Annotated in this window: 19 protein-coding genes; 11 read left to right on the top strand and 8 right to left on the bottom strand. The window is 72.7% G+C overall.

The genetic code is table 11. The features are described from left to right. Positions 1–95: 95 nt before the first annotated feature. Together ACS5RC_RS19420 and ACS5RC_RS19415 are read left to right on the top strand one after the other, a co-directional pair. Entirely contained in the window at positions 96–389 is a 294-nt protein-coding gene (locus ACS5RC_RS19420; protein ID WP_478345545.1) for a hypothetical protein, read from the top strand. Between the two features lie 115 nt (positions 390–504). Beyond that, a complete protein-coding gene (locus tag ACS5RC_RS19415; protein WP_478345544.1) occupies positions 505–1,272 on the top strand; it encodes a class I SAM-dependent methyltransferase in 768 nt (255 codons plus the stop codon). A gap of 3 nt (positions 1,273–1,275) precedes the next feature. Here the strand turns inward: ACS5RC_RS19415 and ACS5RC_RS19410 are convergent, their stop codons facing one another. Genes ACS5RC_RS19410 through ACS5RC_RS19380 form a run of 7 tightly spaced genes read right to left on the bottom strand, consistent with a single transcriptional unit; the run spans position 1,276 to position 9,558 of the window. Further along, positions 1,276–2,580, bottom strand: coding sequence for a leucine-rich repeat-containing protein kinase family protein (locus ACS5RC_RS19410; protein ID WP_478345543.1), 1,305 nt, complete (start codon positions 2,578–2,580; stop codon positions 1,276–1,278). A 58-nt stretch (positions 2,581–2,638) separates the two neighbouring features. Beyond that, positions 2,639–4,228 carry a gamma-glutamyltransferase family protein gene (locus ACS5RC_RS19405; protein WP_478345542.1) on the bottom strand — a complete coding sequence of 530 codons (1,590 nt, stop codon included), beginning with the start codon at positions 4,226–4,228 and terminating at the stop codon, positions 2,639–2,641. 45 nt (positions 4,229–4,273) lie between these two features. After that, positions 4,274–5,182 carry an ABC transporter ATP-binding protein gene (locus tag ACS5RC_RS19400; RefSeq protein WP_478345541.1) on the bottom strand — a complete coding sequence of 303 codons (909 nt, stop codon included), beginning with the start codon at positions 5,180–5,182 and terminating at the stop codon, positions 4,274–4,276. Continuing rightward, on the bottom strand, positions 5,182–6,204 hold the full coding sequence (locus ACS5RC_RS19395) for an ABC transporter ATP-binding protein (protein WP_478345540.1): 1,023 nt from the start codon (positions 6,202–6,204) through the stop codon (positions 5,182–5,184). The genes ACS5RC_RS19400 and ACS5RC_RS19395 overlap by 1 nt, the downstream gene beginning before the upstream one ends. Continuing rightward, entirely contained in the window at positions 6,201–7,115 is a 915-nt protein-coding gene (locus ACS5RC_RS19390) for an ABC transporter permease (RefSeq protein WP_478345539.1), read from the bottom strand. Before ACS5RC_RS19390 ends, ACS5RC_RS19395 begins: the two co-directional genes overlap by 4 nt. Positions 7,116–7,123: 8 nt before the next feature. Further along, on the bottom strand, positions 7,124–8,068 hold the full coding sequence (locus ACS5RC_RS19385) for an ABC transporter permease (protein WP_478345538.1): 945 nt from the start codon (positions 8,066–8,068) through the stop codon (positions 7,124–7,126). Beyond that, entirely contained in the window at positions 8,068–9,558 is a 1,491-nt protein-coding gene (locus tag ACS5RC_RS19380; RefSeq protein WP_478345537.1) for an ABC transporter substrate-binding protein, read from the bottom strand. The genes ACS5RC_RS19385 and ACS5RC_RS19380 overlap by 1 nt, the downstream gene beginning before the upstream one ends. A gap of 369 nt (positions 9,559–9,927) precedes the next feature. On the opposite strand from ACS5RC_RS19380, the gene larC reads away from it, so the two are divergent. The 7 genes from larC to ACS5RC_RS19345 all read left to right on the top strand — a co-directional run bounded on the left by larC (position 9,928) and on the right by ACS5RC_RS19345 (position 16,638). Then, a complete protein-coding gene (larC, locus tag ACS5RC_RS19375; RefSeq protein WP_478345536.1) occupies positions 9,928–11,256 on the top strand; it encodes a nickel pincer cofactor biosynthesis protein LarC in 1,329 nt (442 codons plus the stop codon). Beyond that, positions 11,253–12,110: an ATP-dependent sacrificial sulfur transferase LarE gene (gene larE / locus ACS5RC_RS19370; RefSeq protein WP_478345535.1), complete on the top strand. Its 858-nt coding sequence runs from the start codon at positions 11,253–11,255 to the stop codon at positions 12,108–12,110. Before larC ends, larE begins: the two co-directional genes overlap by 4 nt. After that, positions 12,107–12,802 (top strand): nickel pincer cofactor biosynthesis protein LarB, encoded by a 696-nt coding sequence (gene larB / locus ACS5RC_RS19365; RefSeq protein ID WP_478345534.1) that lies wholly within the window; start codon positions 12,107–12,109, stop codon positions 12,800–12,802. The genes larE and larB overlap by 4 nt, the downstream gene beginning before the upstream one ends. A gap of 25 nt (positions 12,803–12,827) precedes the next feature. Further along, positions 12,828–13,937: an aldo/keto reductase gene (locus ACS5RC_RS19360; protein WP_478345533.1), complete on the top strand. Its 1,110-nt coding sequence runs from the start codon at positions 12,828–12,830 to the stop codon at positions 13,935–13,937. Between the two features lie 40 nt (positions 13,938–13,977). Further along, complete coding sequence (locus tag ACS5RC_RS19355) at positions 13,978–14,556, top strand: HupE/UreJ family protein (RefSeq protein ID WP_478345532.1); 579 nt, start codon at positions 13,978–13,980, stop codon at positions 14,554–14,556. Positions 14,557–14,629: 73 nt separating this feature from the next. Further along, a complete protein-coding gene (locus ACS5RC_RS19350) occupies positions 14,630–15,700 on the top strand; it encodes a CobW family GTP-binding protein (RefSeq protein WP_478345531.1) in 1,071 nt (356 codons plus the stop codon). Positions 15,701–15,777: 77 nt separating this feature from the next. Further along, entirely contained in the window at positions 15,778–16,638 is an 861-nt protein-coding gene (locus tag ACS5RC_RS19345) for an alpha/beta fold hydrolase (protein WP_478345530.1), read from the top strand. A 9-nt stretch (positions 16,639–16,647) separates the two neighbouring features. On the opposite strand, the gene ACS5RC_RS19340 is transcribed toward ACS5RC_RS19345, so the two are convergent. Continuing rightward, positions 16,648–19,425: an ATP-binding protein gene (locus ACS5RC_RS19340; protein WP_478345529.1), complete on the bottom strand. Its 2,778-nt coding sequence runs from the start codon at positions 19,423–19,425 to the stop codon at positions 16,648–16,650. A gap of 243 nt (positions 19,426–19,668) precedes the next feature. Here ACS5RC_RS19340 and ACS5RC_RS19335 point away from each other — a divergent pair, with 243 nt between their 5' ends. Together ACS5RC_RS19335 and ACS5RC_RS19330 are read left to right on the top strand one after the other, a co-directional pair. After that, positions 19,669–20,220: a metallophosphoesterase gene (locus tag ACS5RC_RS19335; protein ID WP_478345528.1), complete on the top strand. Its 552-nt coding sequence runs from the start codon at positions 19,669–19,671 to the stop codon at positions 20,218–20,220. Between the two features lie 137 nt (positions 20,221–20,357). Then, positions 20,358–21,101 carry a Crp/Fnr family transcriptional regulator gene (locus tag ACS5RC_RS19330; protein ID WP_478345527.1) on the top strand — a complete coding sequence of 248 codons (744 nt, stop codon included), beginning with the start codon at positions 20,358–20,360 and terminating at the stop codon, positions 21,099–21,101. Positions 21,102–21,134 lie beyond the last annotated feature (33 nt).

The raw sequence follows: 21,134 nt of genomic DNA, 5'->3' as shown, positions 1-21,134 counted from the left end.
TTCGCAAGGCGCGATCCTGCGCCTAGTGTCGGCGCCCCTGCACTCGACGACGGCGGGCCCCCGCGACCGGGGCCGCGCCATACCCGGAGCGGCCGATGAGCGCGCTGGACTGGATCGGGCTGACGGTGGCCTTCCTGGCCCCGCTTCCGCCGGAGCGGCCGGAGCCGCCCCGGCCCCTCAACGGGAATGCCTGGGCGGCGGCCCTCGTGATCGGAAGCGTCTGCCTGATCATGGTCGTGCCGATGATCGCGATCTGGGGCTTCTACCGACCCGAGCACACCTTCCGCGCGCGCTGCACCGCCTCCGGCGGCCACGTCCGCATCACGGCGCTCGACGGCGGGGGCCCCTACCATTGCGACCACGACGCCCCGCGACCCGGATCGTCCTGACGGGCCCGCGACGCGGGGCACGCATGATCGTGTCCCGGCGAGACGGGGCGGCCGTTCCGCGCTATCGCAGCGAGGCGCGCGGCAATCCGCGCCCGAGCCGTCCGCAAGGTCCCTCATGAGTGTCGCGTCGAAGCTGCTGGACACGGCCCCGTCCGACCAGAACATCGTCGATCTGTTCCAGGGCGAGTGGTCGTCGCGGATGCCGGACGCGCTGGGCGTCCTGGCCGAGCCCGGCCATGCCCGCCTGTTCGAGGACGACCGCATCCGCTGGGCCGACGGGCTGCTCGGACCGTTCCGGGATCTCGACATCCTCGAACTCGGGCCGCTCGAGGGCGGCCACGCCACGATGCTGGAAGCGCTCGGCGCCCGCAGCGTCACGGCGATCGAGGCGAACCAGCGCGCCTTCCTGAAATGCCTCTGCGTGAAGGAGCTGTTCGGCCTCACGCGGACGCGGTTCAAGCTCGGCAGCTTCATGCCGTACCTGGAGACGTGCGGACGCGTCGACGCGATCGTCGCCTCGGGCGTTCTCTACCACATGACCGAGCCGCTGCGCCTGCTCGACCTGATCTGCGCCCGCGCGGACCGCATCTTCCTCTGGACGCACGTCTTCGACGCCGCGCGGCTGGCGGGGCGCGGCGACAGCGCGCTGTTCTGGCCTCCGATGCCGATCGGCGACACCCCCTACAAGGGCGTGCGGCGCCTCTACCCGGACGTCGCCAAGTCCTGGCAGGGCTTCAGCGGCGGCGGGGAGACCTACGCCGTCTGGCTGGAGCGTGAGAGCCTGCTCGCCTATTTCCGCGACCGCGGCTTCACCGTAACGGTCGGGTTCGACGATCCGGGCCATGTCAACGGCCCCGCGATCGCCCTCTGCGCCCGGCGCTGAGCCTCACGCCGCCCGGTCGAGGGCCTCCAGCGCCTCGGCCACGAGCGGGCGCTCGCCGGGGACGTCCTGGAGGCAGGCGCGCTGCAGGTCGCGCAACGCGCCGAGGCCCGCGGGCTCCGGCGCGCAGCGGTCGAGGATCTCGCCCAGCAGGATGCCCCAAGCCCGGGTTTCGATGCGCTGCAGGGCCTCGCCCGGAGCGCCCGCCGGCAGGACGCTGGCGGCGCCGAAATCGCTGAGCACCGCGGCGCCGCGCTCGCCATCCCAGAGCAGGTTGTGGGCGTAGAGGTCGCCGTGCAGAATCCGGCGCGCGTGCAGGTGGGCGGCGGCCGAGGCCGCGGCGCGCGCGAGCCGCAGCCCCACCGCCGGCGCGAGGCGAAGATCGGGCGCGTAGGCGTCGCGGCTGCAGCTCGCCGGGCTCGGCGGGCCGGCGAGCGGGCGCCACGTGTCCGGCAGGAGCGGCATCAGCAGGCCGTCGGCGCCGGCCGGGTGATCCGCGAGTCGGCCGAGCGCGCCGGTCAGGTGCGGATGCGCGCCCGCGGCGAGGCAGGCCGCCATCTCGCGATCCGGCAGGCCGTCGCTCGTCATCGCGCCCTTGAACAGTTTCAGGGCAACGGGGACCTCGGCGTCCGCGCGCCGCCAGCGCGCGCGATGGACACGGCCCGAGGCGCCCTCCCCGAGGAGCGCATCGAGCTCGAGGGCCGACCAGGGCACCGCCGGCGCCTCCACCGCGTCGAGCGCCGGCGCGTACGGATTTCCGGCGACCGCGAGCCACGCCAGGGCGGGCAGCTCCGGCACCCAGGGCGGCAGGGTCGCGAAGCCATTCGCCGCGATGCGCAGCAACTCGAGATTCGGCGCGCCGGCGAGCGTGTCCGGCAAAGCGGAGAGCCGGTTTCCCGACAGCATCAGCTTCTGCAGGGCCGGCCGTCGCCCGATGGCATCCGGCAGAGCCTCGATGGCGTTGTCGGTGAGGGTCAGCCAGCGGAGCGCCGGCGGCAGGGCCTCCCCCGGCACGTCCTTCAGACCGGCGGCGCGGAAGCCGACCTGGGAGAGACGCGGCAGATCGCCGAGCACCGGGGGCAACCGCTCGAACCGAGTGCCGGAGCAGAACAGCACGCGCAGATTGCGCAGGCGGCCGAAATCGTCGGGCAGCGCCGTGAGGGGACCGCCGCCGAGATCGAGCACCTCCAGCGTGTCGGCGAGCCCGAAGATCTCGGCGGGGACCGCGTCGATGCCCGTCAGGCTCAGGGCGCGCGCGCCCGCGAGATCGCCTCGTCGGAGGGCGGCCAGCGTTTCGGCACTCGTGGTCATGGCGCTCGCATCGTGCAATCGCGGCACCATGACCGGCCGGCCGGCCAGGGGCCAGCCCTCAATAGCCGAGCGCGCTGCCGTCCTTGCGCGGGTCCGAGCCGGCGACCAGCGTTCCGGAGGCCGCATCGATCCAGATGATCTGCCCGCCTCCGATCGGCAGCGGGGCGCGGATCGCGTCGTGGCCGCGCTCGCGCATCCCGGCGAGAACCGCGTCGGGGAAGCCGCTCTCCATCTCGACGACGCCCCCGTAGGCGAAGCTGCGCGGGGCATCGAGCGCCTGCTGCACGTCGAGGCCGCGATCGAGCAGGTTCGTCAGCAGCTCTACATGGCCCATCGCCTGGTAATGCCCGCCCATCACGCCGAAGGGCGCCACCGCCTGGCCGTCGCGCATCAGCATGCCCGGAATGATCGTGTGCATCGGGCGCTTGCGCGGCGCGATCGTGTTCGGATGGCCGGGCTCGACGCGGAAACTCAGGCCGCGATTGTGCAGCAATACCCCGCTCTCGGGCCCCATGATGCCGCTGCCGAATCCCTGGAACAGCGAGTTGATCAGCGAGAGCGCGTTGCCGTCGCGGTCGACCACGCAGAGATAGACCGTGTCCTTGTGCGCCCGCTCGGCGGCGATCTCGGGATAGATCTCGGGCTCCTGCGCCCGCTCCATGTCGATGGCGCCGCGCGCCGAGGCGTGCCACGCCTCCGAGAGCAGGTGCTCGACCGGCACCCGGTGCAGGGCCGGGTCGGCGAAGAGCGCGTCGCGGTGGTGGTAGCCCTGCTTGCAGGCTTCGGCGAGGAGATGCGTGCGGTCGAGGTCCGACAGGCCGCCGACGTCGTAGGGCGCCAGCACGTTCAGCATCATCAGGGCGGCGAGGCCCTGGCCCGAGGGCGGGCATTCGTACACGTCGTAGCCGCGGTAGCGCGTGGTGATCGGCGTCACGTATTCGGGCTCGGCCGCCGCGAAATCCTCCTCCGTGTGGAGGCCGCCGAGGGCGCGCAGGCGCGCGACGAGATCGGCGGCGACCGGCCCCTCGTAGAAGCCGCGCGGTCCCGCCTCGGCGATCCGCCGCAGGGTCGCCGCGAGCTTCGGCAGGCGCATGGTGGCGCCGATGGCCGGCGCCCGGCCGTCGACGAGGTAGGCGGACGCCGCGCCGGCATCCTGGGCCACGCGCTCGGCGTTGCGGGCCCAGTCCCAGCCGACCCGCGGCTGGACCGGGAATCCCTCCTCGGCGTAGCGGATCGCCGGCTGCAGCAACTCGCCCAGCGAGCGCGTGCCGTGATCGGCCAGCAGCCGCGCCCAGGCGGCGACGGCGCCCGGCACGGTGACGGCGTGGGGCGAGGTCGGCGTGATGGCAACGGCGTTCTCGAGATACCACGCGTCGGTCGCGGCGGCCGGGCTGCGGCCCGAGCCGTTGAGCGCCACCGGCACCGACGCGCCCTTCGGCACGTAGAGGGCGAAGCAGTCGCCGCCGATCCCGGTCATCAGCGGGTCGACGACGCATTGCACCGCCACCGCCGCGATGCCCGCATCGACCGCGTTGCCGCCCGACCGCAGCACCTCGATCGCGGTCAGCGTCGAGAGCGGGTGCGAGGTCGCGACCGCGGCGCTGCCCGCGTAGACGGGCGAGCGCCCGGGCTCCATGAAGTTCCTCACGACGCGACCTCCGGAATCGGCTCAATGCTTGGCTTGGTGCTTGGCTCAGTGCTCGGCGACGAGATGCCCGGGCGCGACCTCGACGAGGGCGCCCGTGGCCTCGGGCAGGCCGGCATCGGCCTGGGTTCCGGACAGCCGGGCGCGCTCCGTGGCGGGATCGGGCACGGGTACGGCCGCCAGCAGGCGCCGGGTATAGGGGTGGCGCGGATCCTCGTAGAGGGCGTCGCTCTCCGCCATCTCCACGATGCGCCCGCGCCAGAGCACGGCGACGCGCTGGCACAGGTAGCGCACCATGCGCAGGTCGTGGGAGATGAACAGGTAGGACAGGCCGAGCTCGTCCTGAAGGTCCTGCAGCAGGTTCACCACCTGGGCCTGGATCGAGACGTCGAGGGCCGCGATCGGCTCGTCGGCGACGATGAAGCTGGGCCGGAGCGCGATCGCCCGGGCGATGCAGATGCGCTGGCGCTGGCCGCCCGAGAACTGGTGCGGGAAGCGCCCGGCGAAGCGCGGATCGAGCCCGACCCGCTCGAACAGGGCGGCCACCGCCTCCCGCCGCTCGGCCCGGCCCATGTCGCGCCGATGCAGGCGATAGGCCTCGGCGACGTAGTCGCCCGCGCTCATGCGCGGGTTCAGCGCCGCGTAGGGGTCCTGAAACACGGTCTGGATCCGCGCCCGCATGCGGCGCATCTCGCCGGGCTTCAGCGCGGCGAGATCCCGGCCCTCGAACGCGATGGTGCCCGAACTCGGCGGGTTCAGCATCGTCACCGCCCGGCCGATCGTGGACTTGCCCGAGCCCGATTCGCCGACGAGCCCCAGCGTCTCGCCCGCGCCGATATCGAAGCTCACGCCCTCGACGGCCCGGAAGACCGAGGCCTTGCCGCCCCACCACGAGCGCAGCGGGTAGTGCTTGGACACATCGCGGACCGCAAGCAGCGGTTCGGCCGAGACCGCCATCAGCGCACCCTTTCCCGTTCGTCGGCGAGGATCCCCGGCAGGTCGTACCAGGCGGCGACGAGATGGCCGGGCGCGGCGCCCTGCGCCTGGACGAGGGGCGGCATCTCGGCCCGGCAGCGCGGCGTCGCGTAGGCGTTGCGGGGGGCGAAGGGATCGCCCGGCGGCGGGTGGCGCATGTCGGGGGGCGCGCCCTCGATCTGCTGCAGGCGCCGCCGCCCGGCGCGGCCCTGGGTGAGGTCGGGAAGCGAGCGCAGCAGCCCCAGCGTGTAGGCGTTGCGCGGATCGGCGAAGATGTCGTCGACGGGGCCGCGCTCCAGGATCCGCCCGGCATACATCACCTGCACGGTGTCGCTGATGCCCGCCACCACGCCGAGATCGTGGGTGATCCAGATGATCGCCATGCCGAGCTCGCGCTTCAGCTCCTGCACCAGCGCCACGATCTCGGCCTGCACCGTCACGTCGAGCGCGGTCGTCGCCTCGTCGGCGATGAGGAGCTTCGGCCGGCAGGCGAGGCCGATGGCGATCATCACGCGCTGGCGCTGGCCGCCCGAGAACTCGTGGGGGTACTGGTCGAGGCGCGCGGCCGCGTTCGGGATGCGCACGAGGTCGAGGAGTTCACGCGCCCGCACTCGGGCCGCCCGGGCGTCGAGGCCGAGATGGATGCGCAGCGGTTCGACGATCTGCGCCGCCACCGTCATGCCGGGGTTGAGCGAGCTCATCGGGTCCTGGAACACGAAGCCGATCCGGCCACCCCGGATGCCGCGCAGCCGCCGCTCGGGCAGGCGCAGCAGGTCCTCGCCCTGAAACAGCACCGAGCCGCCCGCGATGCGGCCGGGCGGCCGCGGGATCAGGCCCAGCATCGCCAGCACGTGCACGCTCTTGCCCGAGCCCGACTCGCCGACGATGCCCAGCGTCTCCCCTTCCTGCAGGGTGTAGGAGACGCCGTTGACCGCGTGGACCGTGCCGCCCTCGGTGTCGAAGGTGACGCGCAGATCCCGCACGTCGAGAAGGGGCCCGCTCATGTCCGCTGCCTCGGGTCGAGGGCGTCCCGCAGGCCGTCGCCCAGCAGGTTGAAGGCGAGCACCGCCACGAAGATCGACAGGCCCGGCCAGATCGCCATCCAGGGCGCCTGATCCATGAAGTTCTTGGCGACGTTGAGCATGGCGCCCCAGGAGGGCTCGGGCGGCTGCTGGCCGAGCCCGAGGAAGGACAGGCTCGCCTCGGCGATGATCGCCGCCGCGATGGTGAGCGTCGCCTGGACGAGGATCGCCGGCACGATGTTGGGCAGGATGTGCACCAGGGCGATCCGCCAGGGCGGGTTGCCGACGGAGCGCGCCGCCTCCACGAACTCCTCGGCCGCCACCGCCCGGACCTGGGCCCGGGTCAGGCGCACGAAGGTCGAGGTGGCCGAGAGCCCGATCGCCAGCATGGCGTTGGTGAGGCTCGGCCCCAGGAAGGCCGCGAGCGCGATCGCCAGGATCAGGAACGGGATGGCGAGGAGCGCGTCGGTCAGGCGCATGATCGCTCCGTCGACCAGGCCGCCCGCGTAGCCGGCGACGAGCCCGATCGGCAATCCGAGCGAGACCGCGAGCCCGACCGAGACGAGCCCCGCCCCGAGCGAGGCGCGGGCGCCGTAGAGGATGCGCGAGAACACGTCGCGCCCGACCTCGTCGCCGCCGAACCAATGCGCGGCGCTGGGGGCGGCCCGCACCGCGCCCCAGTCGGTCGCGGTCGGATCGTAGGGCGCGATCAGCCCGGCGCCGGCCGCGAGGCCTACGAGGAGCACCACGATGGCGAGGCCGAGGAGCGCGCTCGGCCGCGCCCGCAGCCGGCGCCAGAAGGCGCGAAGGGTCCCGGGCTCGCGGGCGATCTCGGGCCGGCCGGCGGGGGCGGCGACGCCGGCCGCCTCGGTGACGGGGGTGCCCGCGCTCATGCCCGGGTTCATGCCCGCCGCAGCTTCGGGTTGACCACGGCCGAGAGCACGTCGGCGGCGAGGTTCAGGGCGATGTAGGTCGCGGCGGTGCAGATCACGACGCCCTGCACCGTGGCGAAGTCGCGGTTGAACACGGCGTCCACCATGAGCTTGCCGAAGCCCGGCACGGAGAAGACCTGCTCGGTCAGCACCGCCCCGGACAGCAATTGCCCGAATTCGAGGGCCCCCAGCGTGATGATCGGGATCGCGGCGTTGGGCAGGGCGTGGCGCAGCGTCAGGCGCAGCGGCGAGACGCCCTTGGCGCGGGCGGTGCGGACATAGTCGGAGCCCAGCACCCCCAGCATGGCCGCCCGGGTGTGGCGCATCATCACCGCCGCGATGGCGTTGCCGAGCACGAAGGCCGGCATCGCCATGGCCTTCAGGTTCTCGGAGAGGCTCTCGCCCGGCGGCACGTAGCCGGAGGCCGGCAGCCAGCCGAGCTGCACCGAGAACAGCAGGATCAGCAGGATGCCGAGCCAGAAATTCGGCACCGAGAGCCCCCACAGGGCGATGCCGTTGGCGAGGGCGTCGGGCCAGCGTCCGCGCTGGACCGCCGAGAGGATGCCCATCGGCACGCCGATCGCCAGCGCCACCAGCATGGCGAGGCAGGCGAGTTCGAGCGTCACCGGCAGCTTCTCGACGACGAGTTCCGAGACCGGCTTCTGCAACCGGATCGATTCGCCGAGATCGCCCCGAAGCACCCCCGCGGCCCAGTAGCCGTAGCGCACCGGCAGCGGCTCATCGAGGTGGTACTTCTGCCGGATGAAGGCGATCACCTCCGGGTCGCGCTCCTCCCCGGTCAGCGCCGTGGCGACGTCGCCCGGCAGCAATTGCTGCAGGGCGAAGATGATCATCGAGGCGAGGACGAGGGTCGGGACCGCGAGGGCGAGGCGGCTGGCGAGGAACCGCAGCATCAGTTCAGCTTCAGCCCGGTGAAGCGCACCAGCCCGTCCGGATAGGCGACGAAGCCGGTGATCTTCGGGCTGTAGGCCCAGAGCAGCTTGCGGTGCATCAGGTAGACGACGGGCTTGTCGGTGAGGACGTGGTCGGCGAGCGCCTTCCAGGCCGTCTTGCGCTTCTCGGGATCGACGGAGCCGCGCTCGGCTTGGAGCGCCGCATCGGCCTCGGGTGCGCAGTAGCGCGGATAGTTCAGCGGCTGCTTGCAGCCGAGGAAGCTGAAGGTATTGCCGTCGGGGTCGGGCCGGCCGCTCCAGTTGTAGAGGTAGGCCTCGTAATTGCCCTTGTCGGCGAGATCGAGGGCGGTGGTGAAGTCGGTGGCCTGCAGCTTCACGTCGAAGCCCGCCTCCTTGGTCATCGCCTGGATCACCTGCCCGACCTGCGGCGCCTCGCTGTTGGCGTAGATCATCATCGTGATCTGGGGCTTGGGCTGCCCGGCCTCGGCGAGCAGCGCCTTGGCCTTGGCGACGTCGCGCTTCGGCACGGGGTAGGCCGCCACGTAGTCCGGGTGCTTCGGCGAGACCCACTGGTTGCCCGGCAGGAACTCGCCGTTGAACACCACCTGGCTGATGGCGGCGCGGTCGATGGCGAGCTCGAAGGCGGCGCGCACGCGCGGGTCGGCGATGGGCGAGCCGGCCTTGGCGGTGTTGAACAGGACCGACTGGAAGCCGAGCTCGTAGGTCGAGGCGAGCTTCAGCCTGGCGTCGCGCGAGACCTGGGGCACGTCGGTCGGCGCCAAGCGCTCGAGCAGGTCGAGCTGGCCGGCGCGCAGGTTCGTCAGCCGCACGGTGGTGTCGGGGATCGGCCGGAACTCGATGCGCTGGATCTGGATCTGGTCCTTGTTCCAGTAATCGGGGAAGCGCTCGACCACGATGCGGTCCTGCGGCACCCGCTCGACGAATTTGAACGGGCCGGCGCAGACCGGCGCGGTGGCGAACTTGTCGCCGAGGCGCTCGGCCGCCTTCGGCGACACCATCATCCCGGCCCGGTCGGTGAACTGCGCCATGAGCGGCGCGAAGGGCCGCTTCAGGGTGATCTTGAAGGTGAGATCGTCCACGACCTCGACCGTGTCGATCGGCGCGATCTCGCCGCGGCGCTGGGAGCCCGGCATCTTCAGGTGGCGCTCGATCGAGTATTTCGCCGCCGCCGCGTCGAGGGGCTCGCCGTCGTGGAACTTGACGCCCGGCCGCAGGGTCATCGTGAGCGTCTTCTCGTCGGCCGACAGCTCCCACTTCGTGGCGAGCTGCGGCACCGGCTTCAGGTCGGGCCCGATATCCACGAGCTTGTCGCAGAGCGCGGCGAACACCATGCGGCTCGCGAAGGTGCGCGCCAGCGTCGGATCGAGGGCGTCGGGATCCTCCATCATGCCGTAGCGGAGCGTCTGGGCGGCAGCGGGCAGGCTCAGGAACAGTCCGGCGAGGAGGCAGGCGGCGGACAGACGGACCATCAGGCTCTTTCCATGCGGCGGGGTCGGGAGGGCCGGACCGCGACCGGCGAGACGAGCGGGAGATGCGACGCGGGCCTGGGGCCGCGCGACCGGTCCCGCACGTGCCGCGCCAACGGTGGCATGACGCATTCCACGCAGCAAGCATGCCAGGAGCCGAGACGTGAGGACAACCGCCGCCCGCGTCCGCGGCCCTCGCCGCGGGCGCCCCGCGCCCGATCTGCGCCGTCTCGGATACGGCCACGCTGCGGCCTTCTGCCCCCGGGCAGGCAGGATTGCCGGGGGACCTTCTCGACCGATCTGAGTTGTCGGACGATAGACTCCCGGTTCCGCGCGCCCGCCGTACGGACACCCCGAAGGATGCCCCCAGGCATGCGGATTCACCTCGACGCGATCGGCGGGATGGCGGGCGACATGTTCGTCGCCGCCCTCCTCGACGCCTTCCCGGAGCACGAGGACGGCGTCCGCGCCGCGGTGCGGGCGGCGGCGCGGGCGACGGGCAGCGCGATCGCCTGCGAACTCGTCGGCCACAACGACGGGGTGCTCCAGGGCCGCCGCTTCGTCGTCGCCGACGGTCGCGCGCAGGCCGGTCACGGCCACGCGCCGGATCAGCACCACGGTCATCATCACGATCACGACCATTCCGGCGCGCACGAGCATCCGCACAGCCTCGACCATCGCCCGGCCCACGACCACGCGCATCGGCCGTGGGCCGGCATCCGCGCCGATCTTGAGGCCGCCGACCTCGATCCCGCGACGCGCGCCCACGCCCTCGCCATCTTCGGCCACCTCGCAGAGGCGGAGGCCCGGGTGCACGGCATCCCGGTGGAGGCGGTCGCGTTCCACGAAGTCGGCGCCTGGGATTCCATCGCCGACATCGTCGCCGCCGCGCAGCTGATCGCCGCCATCGCCGCCGAGGCCTGGACCGTCTCGGCCCTGCCGCTCGGCTCGGGGCGGGTGCGCACCCAGCACGGCTTCCTGCCGGTGCCGGCCCCGGCGACCGCGCTTCTCCTCGAAGGCTTCGCCACGATCGACGACGGCGTTGCGGGCGAGCGCGTGACGCCGACGGGCGCCGCGATCCTGCGCCACCTCCGCTCCGAGCCGGTCGCGCCGGCCCCGCGGGTGCTCGCGCGCAGCGGCATCGGCTTCGGCACCCGCCGGCTCCCGGGTCTCAGCAACTGCGTGCGCGTCCTCGCCTTCGCGGATCCGGCGCCCGAGCGCCCGTCCGGCGGCCACCGCGACCTCGCGGTGATCGAGTTCGAGGTGGATGACCAGTCCGCCGAGGACCTCGCCATGGGGCTCGACCGCCTGCGCGAGCACGCCGACGTCCTCGACGTCGTCCAGATGCCGGTCTTCGGCAAGAAGGGCCGGATGATGACGCATGTGCGCGTGCTGGCCCGGGCCGAGGCCCTCGATGCCGCGACCGCCGCCTGCTTCCGCGAGACCACGACGATCGGCCTGCGCCACCGGGTGGTGTCCGGCACGGCGCTGCCCCGGGCGAGCCGCACGGTCGAGGTCGGGGGCCGTCCCGTGCGGGTGAAGACCGTGGAGCGTCCGGGCGGCGCCACCGCGAAGGCGGAGGCCGACGACGCGCTCGCGCACGAGGGCCACGCCGCCCGCGCGGCCCTGCGCCGCGAGGCCGAGCGGCTGGCCCTCGAGATCGGATCCGACGCATCCCGCGAGACCGGAGGCGCCCGATGAGCCGCGCCGGACTCCGCGGCTCGCTCGCGCCTACCCTCGCCGCCACCCTCGCCGATATGGGCCCGCTCGCCGTCGCGGTCAGCGGCGGCGTCGACAGCCTGACGCTCGCCGCCCTCGCCCACGATCAGCTCGGGCCCGCCGGCATGCTCGCCGTCCACGCCGCCTCGCCCGCGGTCCCGGTCGAGGCGACGGCGCGGGTGCGCGACGAGGCGGCGCGGCTCGGCTGGCGCCTGCGGATCATCGAGGCCGGCGAATTCGCCGATCCCGCCTACCGCGCCAACCCCGTCAACCGCTGCTTCTTCTGCAAGACCAATCTCTACGGCGCCGTGGCGCGGGTGACGGATTGGCAGATCGTCTCGGGCGCCAATCTCGACGACCTCGGCGAGTACCGCCCCGGCCTCGACGCCGCGCGCGAGTACGGCGTGCGCCATCCCTACGTCGCCGCCGGCATGGACAAGGCCGCGGTCCGGGCCCTGGCCAGGGCGCTCGGCCTCGGAGACGTGGCCGAACTGCCGGCCTCGCCCTGCCTGTCGAGCCGGGTCGAGACCGGCATTCCGATCGAGCCCGAGACCCTCGCCTTCATCCACGCGGTGGAGCACCTCATCGGCGATGCGCTCTCGGCGGACGGGGCCGCCGCGAAGGTGCGCTGCCGCGTCCGGGCCGAGGGCGTCGTGATCGAGCTCGATCCGGACAGCCTCGCCAAGCTCGACGCCCCGCTCCGGGCCGACCTCGCCGCCGCCGTCGCCGCGCGTGCGCCCCGGGCGCTCGACCGCCCCATCCGCTTCGCGCCCTACCGCACCGGCAGCGCCTTCCTGACGGGGCGCTCGCGCCCGGCCCGGAGGGCGACCGCGTGAGCGTCGAGCAGGAATTCCTCCTCGACTTCGCGCGTTCCGACCGGATCGGCCTCGAGGAGACCGTCTACGCCGCCGGCAAGTCGCCCGTGCAGATCGACGCCATCCTGACGGCGGCGATCGCCCGCGGCGCGAGCCTGTTCCTGACCCGGCTCGACGCCGACAAGCACGCGGCTCTCGAGCAGCGCGCGCGCCTGGATTACTGCCCGGTCTCGAACACGGCGGTGCTCGGGCCCATGCGCCCGCTGGAGCAGCCGGCCCGCGTCGCGATCGTGGCGGCCGGCACCTCCGACGTGCCGGTGGCGCGCGAGGCCGAGCGCACGCTGCGCTACGCCGGGTACGGCGCGACCCTCGTCGCGGATGTCGGGGTCGCCGGCCTGTGGCGCCTGCAGCGACGCCTCGACGAGATCCGCGCGCATCCCGTCGTCATCGTCGCCGCCGGAATGGATGCGGCGCTGCCGAGCGTGGTCGGCGGCCTCGTGCCGGGCGTGCTGATCGCGGTGCCGACCTCGGTCGGCTACGGCGTCGCGGCCGGCGGCCAGACCGCCCTCAATGCGGTGCTCGCGAGCTGCGCGCCGGGCATCACCGTCGTGAACATCGATAACGGCTACGGCGCCGCCTGCGCGGCGATGCGGGTCCTGCACGCCGCGCAGGCCCTGAACGCCGCGCCGCGCGCCGCGGAGCCTCAGCGATGAACCCAATCGAGCCAGGAGAACCATCATGGAACGCCGCAGCTTCCTTCAGGGCGCCGCCCTCGGCGCAGGTCTTGCCGCCTCCGGCAGCGCGGGTGCGGCCGTGACCGCCCCGGGCCTGCCCAACACCCGGCCCCAGGATCCGGCCGACCTGCCCCTCGTCGGCGATCCCGGCGAGCACCGGGGCGAGATGCTCTACCGCCGCTTCGGCCGCCACGACGAGCGCATCTCCGCCATCGGCATGGGCGGCTTCCATCTCGGCAAGAGCGCGGTGAGCGACGACGAGGCGACGCGGCTGATCCATGCCGGCGTCGATCGCGGCATCACCTTCATGGACAATTGCTGGGACTACAACGAGGGCCGCTCCGAGCTGCGCATGGGCGTCGCCCTCTCGCAGGGCGGCTATCGCGACAAGGTCTTCCTGATGTCCAAGATGGACGGGCGGACCAAGGAGGAGGCGACGAAGCAGATCGACACCTCCCTGAAGCGCCTGCGCACCGACCGGATCGACCTCGTCCAGCACCACGAGATCCTGCGCTACGACGATCCCGACCGGGTCTTCGCCGAGGGCGGCGCGATGGAGGCCTTCGTCGAGGCGAAGAAGGCGGGCAAGCTGCGCTATATCGGCTTCACCGGGCACAAGGATCCGCGCATCCACCTTCAGATGCTGGAGGTCGCCGCCGAGCGCGGATTCCAGTTCGATTCGGTGCAGATGCCCCTCAACGTGATGGACGCGCATTTCCGCTCGTTCGGCCACCTCGTGCTGCCCTACCTCGTGCAGAACGGCATCGCCCCGCTCGCCATGAAGACCTTCGGCGACGGGGTGATCCTCAAGAGCGATGCCCCGATCAAGCCGATCGAGTACCTGCACTTCTCCCTCAACCTGCCGGTTTCGGTGGTGATCACCGGGATCCAGAGCCAGCGCGACCTCGATCAGGCCTTCGAGGCGGTGAAGACCTTCCGGCCGATGGACAAGGCGACGGTGGCCGAGCTGCTCGGGCGCAGCCGTCCCTACGCCCTGGAGGGCAAGTACGAGCTGTTCAAGACGAGCGCGACCTTCGACGGCACCGCCAAGAACGCCGCATGGCTCGGCGAGGACGTGCCGGGCGTGCAGAAGCTTGCCCCGACCATGGAATAGCGCTTCCATGCCCGCTGCGATGAAACCTGAGAGGCCCTCGATGACGAGACGCGTGCTGCCGCTGCTGCCGGCCCTGCTGTTCCTGCTCCCGGGGGCGGCGCTCGCCCATCCGGGCCACGGCGAGGCCGCGGGCTTCGCGCACGGGTTCGCGCACCCGATCGGCGGGCTCGACCATGTCCTGGCGATGGTGGCGGTCGGCCTGCTCGCCGCGCTCCGCGGCGGTGCCGCGCGCTGGGCTTTGCCCGGCGCCTTCCTCGCCATGATGGCCGTGGGCGCGGCCCTCGGCGCGACGGGCGTCGCCCTGCCCGCTCCCGAGACCGGCATCGCGCTCTCGCTCGTCGCCTTCGGCCTCGCCATCGTGTTCGGCGCCCGCCGCGCGCTGCCCGGCCTCGTGGTGCTCGTCGGCGTGTTCGCGGTGTTCCACGGCTATGCGCACGGCGCCGAGATGCCGGAGACGGCCTCCGGCCTCGCCTACGGGTTCGGCTTCCTGGCGGCGACCGCGCTCCTCCACGCGGCCGGGCTCGGCCTCGGGCTCCTCGTCGGACGGCGCGAGGCGGCCCCGGCGATGGGCGCGGCGGTCGCGCTCTCCGGGCTGACGCTGCTGGTCGGCGCCTTCTGAGGCCCTTCCCGAGAGCCCCAAGCCTCGCGCGGGCCGGTTGAGCCCGCGCGGGCGGCAGGATAGGCCTCCGGACATGTCCGACGCCCCACGCCGTCCCGAGCCGATCCCGCTCACCGTGCTCACCGGGTTTCTCGGCGCGGGCAAGACGACGCTGCTGAACCGGCTGCTCGCCGATCCTGCGCTCGCCGACACGGTCGTTCTCGTGAACGAGTTCGGCGAGATCGGCCTCGATCATCTCCTGATCGAGCGGGTCGACGAGGACATGGTGCTGCTCGGGGCCGGCTGCCTCTGCTGCACCGTGCGGGGCGACCTGATCGCCACGCTCGAGGATCTGCTGCGCAAGCGCGACAACGGCCGCATCGCGCCGTTCCGGCGCGTGGTGATCGAGACGACGGGTCTGGCCGACCCGGCGCCGATCCTGCACGCCCTGATCTATCATCCCTACCTCGTGATGCGGTACCGGCTGCAGGCGGTGGTCACCGTCGTCGATGCGGTGAACGGGCTCTCCACCCTCGACGCCCATGCCGAGGCCCTGCGGCAGGTCGCGGTGGCCGACCGGCTGGTCCTGACGAAGGCGGATCTCGCCCCCGACACCGCGGCGCTCCGGCAGCGCCTGCGGCAGCTCAATCCGGCCGCGCCGATCGAGGCGCCCGACCTGCCGGCCGATCGCCTGCTCGGCGGCCTGTTCGGCCTCGACGGCAAGGCCGCGGACGTGCGGGCCTGGCTCGGCGCCGTCGCGGAGGAGCCGGGCCACACCGACGACGTGAACCGGCACGACGCCGCGATCCGGGCCTTCAGCCTCACCAGCGACGTGCCGGTCCCCCGGGCCGCCTTCGAGATGTTCCTGGACCTTCTGCGGTCCGGCCACGGACCGAAGCTCCTGCGGCTCAAGGGCCTCGTCGCCCTCGCCGACGCGCCGGACAGGCCGGTGGTGGTCCACGGCGTCCAGCACGTCGTGCACGCCCCCGTCACCCTGCCGGCCTGGCCCGACGAGGACCGCACCTCGCGCCTCGTCCTGATCGTGCGCGACCTCGATCCCGGTTTCGTCACCCGGCTGTGGGACGCCTTCCTGGGCCGGCCGCAGATCGATACCGCGGACGCCGCCGCCCTGACCGACAACCCCCTGGCGATCCCGGGCGGCTGACGGGCGACGCGCGGCGAACCCGCCCGGCCGCCGCGGGGTTCGCCCCCTCGATGATGGCGGGCGGAAGGAGGCGCGGCATGGACAGCGACGGGATCGTCTTCACGCAGGTGAGCCTGCCGGAGGTGAGGCTTCACCTCGCCGAGGCCGGTCCCGCCGACGGTCCTCCGGTCATCCTGCTCCACGGCTTCCCGGAGTTCTGGTACGGCTGGCACAGGCAGATCGGGCCCCTCGCCGAGGCCGGCTTCCGGGTCCTGGCGCCGGATCAGCGCGGCTACAATCTCAGCGGCAAGCCCGCGGGCCTCCCGGCCTACCATCTCGATCGTCTGGCCGGCGACGTGATCGCGCTCGCCGATGCGAAGGGCATCGGCCGCTTCCGCCTCGTGGGACACGATTGGGGCGGCCTCGTCGCGTGGTGGACCGCCTGCTTCCACCCCGAGCGGATCGAACGCCTGATCGTCCTCAACGGGCCGCACCCGGCCGTCTTCGGGCCCTATCTGCGGCGCCATCCCGGGCAGATCCTGCGCAGCGCCTACGCGGCCTTCTTCCAGATCCCGGGCCTGCCCGAGCGCCGGCTCACCGCCGACGGCGCCGCCCTGCTGCGGCGCGCCCTGCGGGAGACGAGCCGGCGCGGGTCCTTCTCGGAGGCGGATCTCGACCGCTATGCCGAGGCGTGGCTGCAGCCCGGAGCGATGACCGCGATGCTGAACTGGTACCGGGCCCTCGCGCGCCTGCCCCGGCGGCGCCCGCCCCGCGTCACGGTGCCGACGCTGATCCTGTGGGGCCGGCGCGATCACGCCCTTCAGGCTGGCCTCGCCGAGGCCAGCCTCGCGGAATGCGACCGGGGCAGCCTCGAATGGCTGCCCGAGGCGACGCATTGGGTGCAGCACGACGCGGCCGACGCCGTGACGCGCAGGCTCCTCGCCGAGCTGCGGCGCTGAGGATCGCCCTCAGGCGGCGCGCAGCGCCTCGATCTCCTGCATCACCGCGCGGCGCGCGTGGTGCAGGCGCTCGAGCACGGGCTCGTACCCGCCGCGCCGCTTGCAGGCGAGCTCCACCTCGCGGCAGAGCTTGGCGAATTCGGTGAAGCCGAGGACGCCGCTCGCCGAGACCATGGCGTGCGCGTCGTGGGCCAGCTGCTCGCGCTCGGGCAGCGTGCCGTCCGGGCCGAAGCGCTCGCTGAGCTCGTGGGCGAGCGTCGCGAGCAGCTGCTTCATCCGGTCCGGCCCGACCGCGGCGGAGACCTCGGCGAAGGTGGTCAGGTCGAGCGTGCCCGTCGCCGGCGCCGCCTCGGAGCGGGCCGCGGTCCAGCGCTCGATCGTCTCCAGGAGCGCGGCGCGCTTGAACGGCTTGCCGACGTGATCGTTCATCCCCGCCTCCTGGAAGGCCGCCACCTGCTCGGGCAGCACGTTCGCCGTCATGGCCACGATCGGAACCGCGGCGACCGGGCCGTCGAGGGCCCTGATCGCCCGCGTCGCGGCGAGTCCGTCCATCCCGGGCATCTGGACGTCCATCAGCACGAGATCGTAGGGCGCCGCCTGCACCGCCGCCACCGCATCCTGCCCGCTCGACACCGCATCGACCGCGTGGCCCGCCCCGCGCAGGACGGCGAGAGCGAGCTCCTGGTTCAGCGGCACGTCCTCGACGAGCAGCAGGCGGCGCGAGCGCCAGGACGGCGCCGCGGCGGCCGGATCCGCGATGGCCGCCCCCGTCTCCGCCGAGGGCAGGGGCAGCACGAACCAGAAGGTCGACCCCGCCCCCGGCACGCTCTCGAGCCCGATCGTGCCGCCCATCAGCTCCACGAGCTGCTTGGAGATGGCGAGCCCGAGGCCGGTGCCGCCGTAATCGCGCTGGATCGTCCCGTCGACCTGGGAGAAGCGCTCGAACAGGTGCGCCTGCTTGCCCGCTTCGATCCCGATGCCCGTGTCGCGGACGCAGAAGCGCAGCCCCGCAACGTCCGGCCGCATCGCGAGCGTGACGCCGCCCCGCGCCGTGAACTTCACCGCGTTGTTCAGCAGGTTCAGCAGCACCTGCCGCAGACGGTCGGGATCGCCGATCACCTGCCGGGGCAGGCCGGGCGCCGCCTCGACGGCGATCTCGAGCCCCTTCTGGTCGGCGCCGACCCGCATGATCGCCACGACCTGATCGGCGAGGTCGGCCGGGGCGAAGGCCTCGCTGATCAGCTCGATCTGCCCCGCCTCGATCTTGGAGAAATCCAGGACGTCGTTGACCACGGCGAGCAGCGTCGAGCCCGCTCCGCGGATGCGCTCGGCATGGAGGCGCGCCACCGTCCCGGGCTCCAGCTCGTCCACGAGGAGATCCGCGTAGCCGAGCACGCCGTTCAGCGGGGTGCGGATCTCGTGGCTCATCGTCGCGAGGAAATCGCTCTTGGCCGCGCTCGCCCGCTCGGCCTCGCCCCGCGCTGCCTCGGCCGCCGCCTTTGCGCCGAGCAAGGCGGCCTCGGCCGCCTTGTGGGCCGTCACGTCGATGTTGAGGCCGATCACCCGCAGCGGGCGCCCCTCGGAATCGTAGATCGCGCGGCCGGTGCCGTTGATCCAGCGCACGCTGCCGTCCGCTGCCGGGACGCGGAACTCGATGGAGAAGCTGTTGCGCGTCTCGGCGGCGCGGTGCGCGGCCGCCATCGCGACCTCGCCGTCCGCCCGGTCGATCAGCTGCAGCCACTCGGCCGCATCGAGGGCGTAGCCCTGCGGGGCGTCGATGCCGTGCAGCTTGGCGCTCTCGGCCGACCACGTGATCCGATTGGTCTGGAGGTCGAGGCCCCAGGTGCCGGCCCCGGCCGTATCCTGGGCGAGCTGCAGCAGGTTCCCCGTCTCCTCGAGCTTGCGGCGGGCGGTGATGATCTCGTCGATGTCGAGCGCGGTGCCCAGCATGGCCACGACCTCGCCGCGCTGGCGGATCGGGATCATCACCAGCTTGTGCCAGCGGTACACCCCGTCATGACGGCGCAGGCGGCCCTCGATGCGGTAGGGGCTGCCGGTCCGACGGGCCGTGCGCCACGCCCGGTCCATGTGCTCCGCATCGTCCGGGTGGTTGCGGGCGAGCCGCGCCGCCCGGCTCGGCCCGATCGCCCCGTAATAGCGCTCGAACTGCTGGTTGACGTAGGCGTTCTCGCCGCTCTCGACGGAGAAGATCCAGATCAGCTGCGGCAGGGCGTCGGCCAGCGCCCGGTAGCGCGCCTCGCTCGATTCGCGCGCGGCGATCTCCTGCTGCTGGCGCTGATTGGCCTCCTGAAGGCGCAGCTGCCCGACCACCACCCCGGCGAGATCCTGGAGCTGCCGCCGCTGCGCCTCGGAGAATTGGCGCGGCGCGGTGTCGAGGAGGCAGAGCGTGCCGACGCGCAGCCCCGGGGCGACGATCAGCGGGGCGCCCGCGTAGAAGCGGATCGCCGCGGGGCCGGTGACCAGGGGCACCTGCGCGAAGCGGGGATCGCGCAAGGTGTCCTCGACGACGAGGATGTCGTCCGACAGGATGGTGTGGGCGCAGAAGGCGCCCTCGCGGGGAAGCTGGGTGTCCTCCGTCCCGCAGGCGGCGCTGAAGCGGAGATGGTCCTCGTCGATCAACGGGACGACGGCGATCGGCACGCCGAACAGGCTGGCGGCGGTGCGGCAGATCGCGGCGAGATGCGGCTTGGTGTCCACGCCGAGCGTGCCGAGCGCCCGCAGTGCCCCGAGGCGATCGGCCTCGTCGGCCGTTACAGGAAACCCCATCCACACCGCCCCAGTCCCGGCCCGGGGCCGGGCCTCGCCCTGAATGTCGAACGCCAACGATCTTACACGTGCGTTTGGAAAGCTTAACCAGCCCTTAAGTCACGCTTGCGAGACCCGGAGCCCGGCGCGGGCGCATCGCCGCGCCCTGCTCGCTCCCTGTCGCGCTCCGTCGCGCCCGGTCCAGGCTGGCACAGGCCGGTCGCCGCGCCATCTTCCCGGGGCCCGAGCCGCGCCTTCGAGAGCATGCCCGTCTTCTTCACCGCCGACACCCATTTCGGGGACCGTCACATCCTGCGCCAGCGCGGCGCCCGCTTCGGCACGATCGAAGCGCACGACGAGGCCCTGATCGCCGGCTGGAATGACGCCGTCGCGCCCGACGACGAGATCTGGCACGTGGGAGACTTCGCCGCTCATGCGAGCCGCGACTATTGCGCGGCCGTGTTCGCGCGCCTCAACGGGCGCAAGCGCCTCGTGCGCGGCAACCACGACAGCAACCGCGTGCTGGAGCTGCCCTGGTCGTCGGCCCCGACCGAGAGCCTCCGCGTCACGGTGCAGGACGGGGGCGAGCGCGTCCGCCTCTTCCTCGCCCATTACGCGCATCGCGCCTGGCCGGGGCTGTGGCGGGGGACGCGCCATCTCTACGGCCACACGCACGGAACGATCGCTGATACGCGGCTCTCCTGCGATGTCGGCGTCGACGCCTGGAATTACCGCCCGGTGCCCCTCTCCGAGATCGTCGCCCGGCAGGACGCCTCCGCGATCCTGCCGGAGGAGCTGATGCGGGACGCGCCGTGAGCGGGCCGCTCGCAGATCCGTGAACGGGGCGGCCCGCGCCGCGTCCAGGCGCTGCGGGAGCCCGGCGCGGCGTTCTGCGTTGCCGATCAGGCCAGACACGACCTTGACAATCAACCTCGGCAACCAGCCGATACACCATGCTCCGATCGACCTGCCTGCACCGACCCGAACTCGCGGACGCCCTCGCCAGCGGCGACCTCAAGCTCGATGCCCTGATCGCGGGCCATCCGCGCATGATCCCTGCCGGCACGACGATCGTGCAGCAGGGCACCCAGCATGAATACGTCTACCGCCTGCGAACCGGCTGGGTGGGCCGGGTGCGCAGCCTCGCCGATGGCCGGATGCAGTACCTCATCGTGTTCCTGCCGGGGGACCTGTTCGGCATCAAGAGCATGTTCGTCGCCCGGCAGACCGATGCGGTGGTGGCGCTCTCGGATGTCACCGCCGACCGGATCGACCAGGCCCGCCTGCGCACGGCCTTCGAGAGCGACCCGGATCTGGCCCTGCGCTGCACGTGGCAGATCGTCGAGGAGGAGCGGCGGCTGCACAATTGGGTGGTCGCCCTCGGCCAGGGCAGCGCCGAGGAGCGCATCGCCTACATGCTCCTCGAGTTCAGCGCCCGGCTGACCCCGGACGACGCGCAGGACGGCCGCGTCCGCGGGTTCACCATCCCGCTGACGCAGGAGCAGCTCGGAAACGTGCTCGGCCTCACCTCCGTGCACGTGAACCGGGTGCTGCGGCGCCTGCGCGAGGATCAGATCGTCACCATCCGCCAGCGCGTCGTCAGCATCCTCAACCCGGGCGAGCTGGAACGCATCGCGCGGCCGATGCGGGATACGTTCGCCGACAGGCCCGAGCGCGTGCCGGAGGCCGCCCTGTAGGGCCGGCCCGCGTTGCGCGGGCCGGCTGGGCCG

Source organism: Methylobacterium sp. HJ2 (genome assembly GCF_056431005.1).
This window is presented reverse-complemented; position numbering and strand designations above follow the sequence as displayed.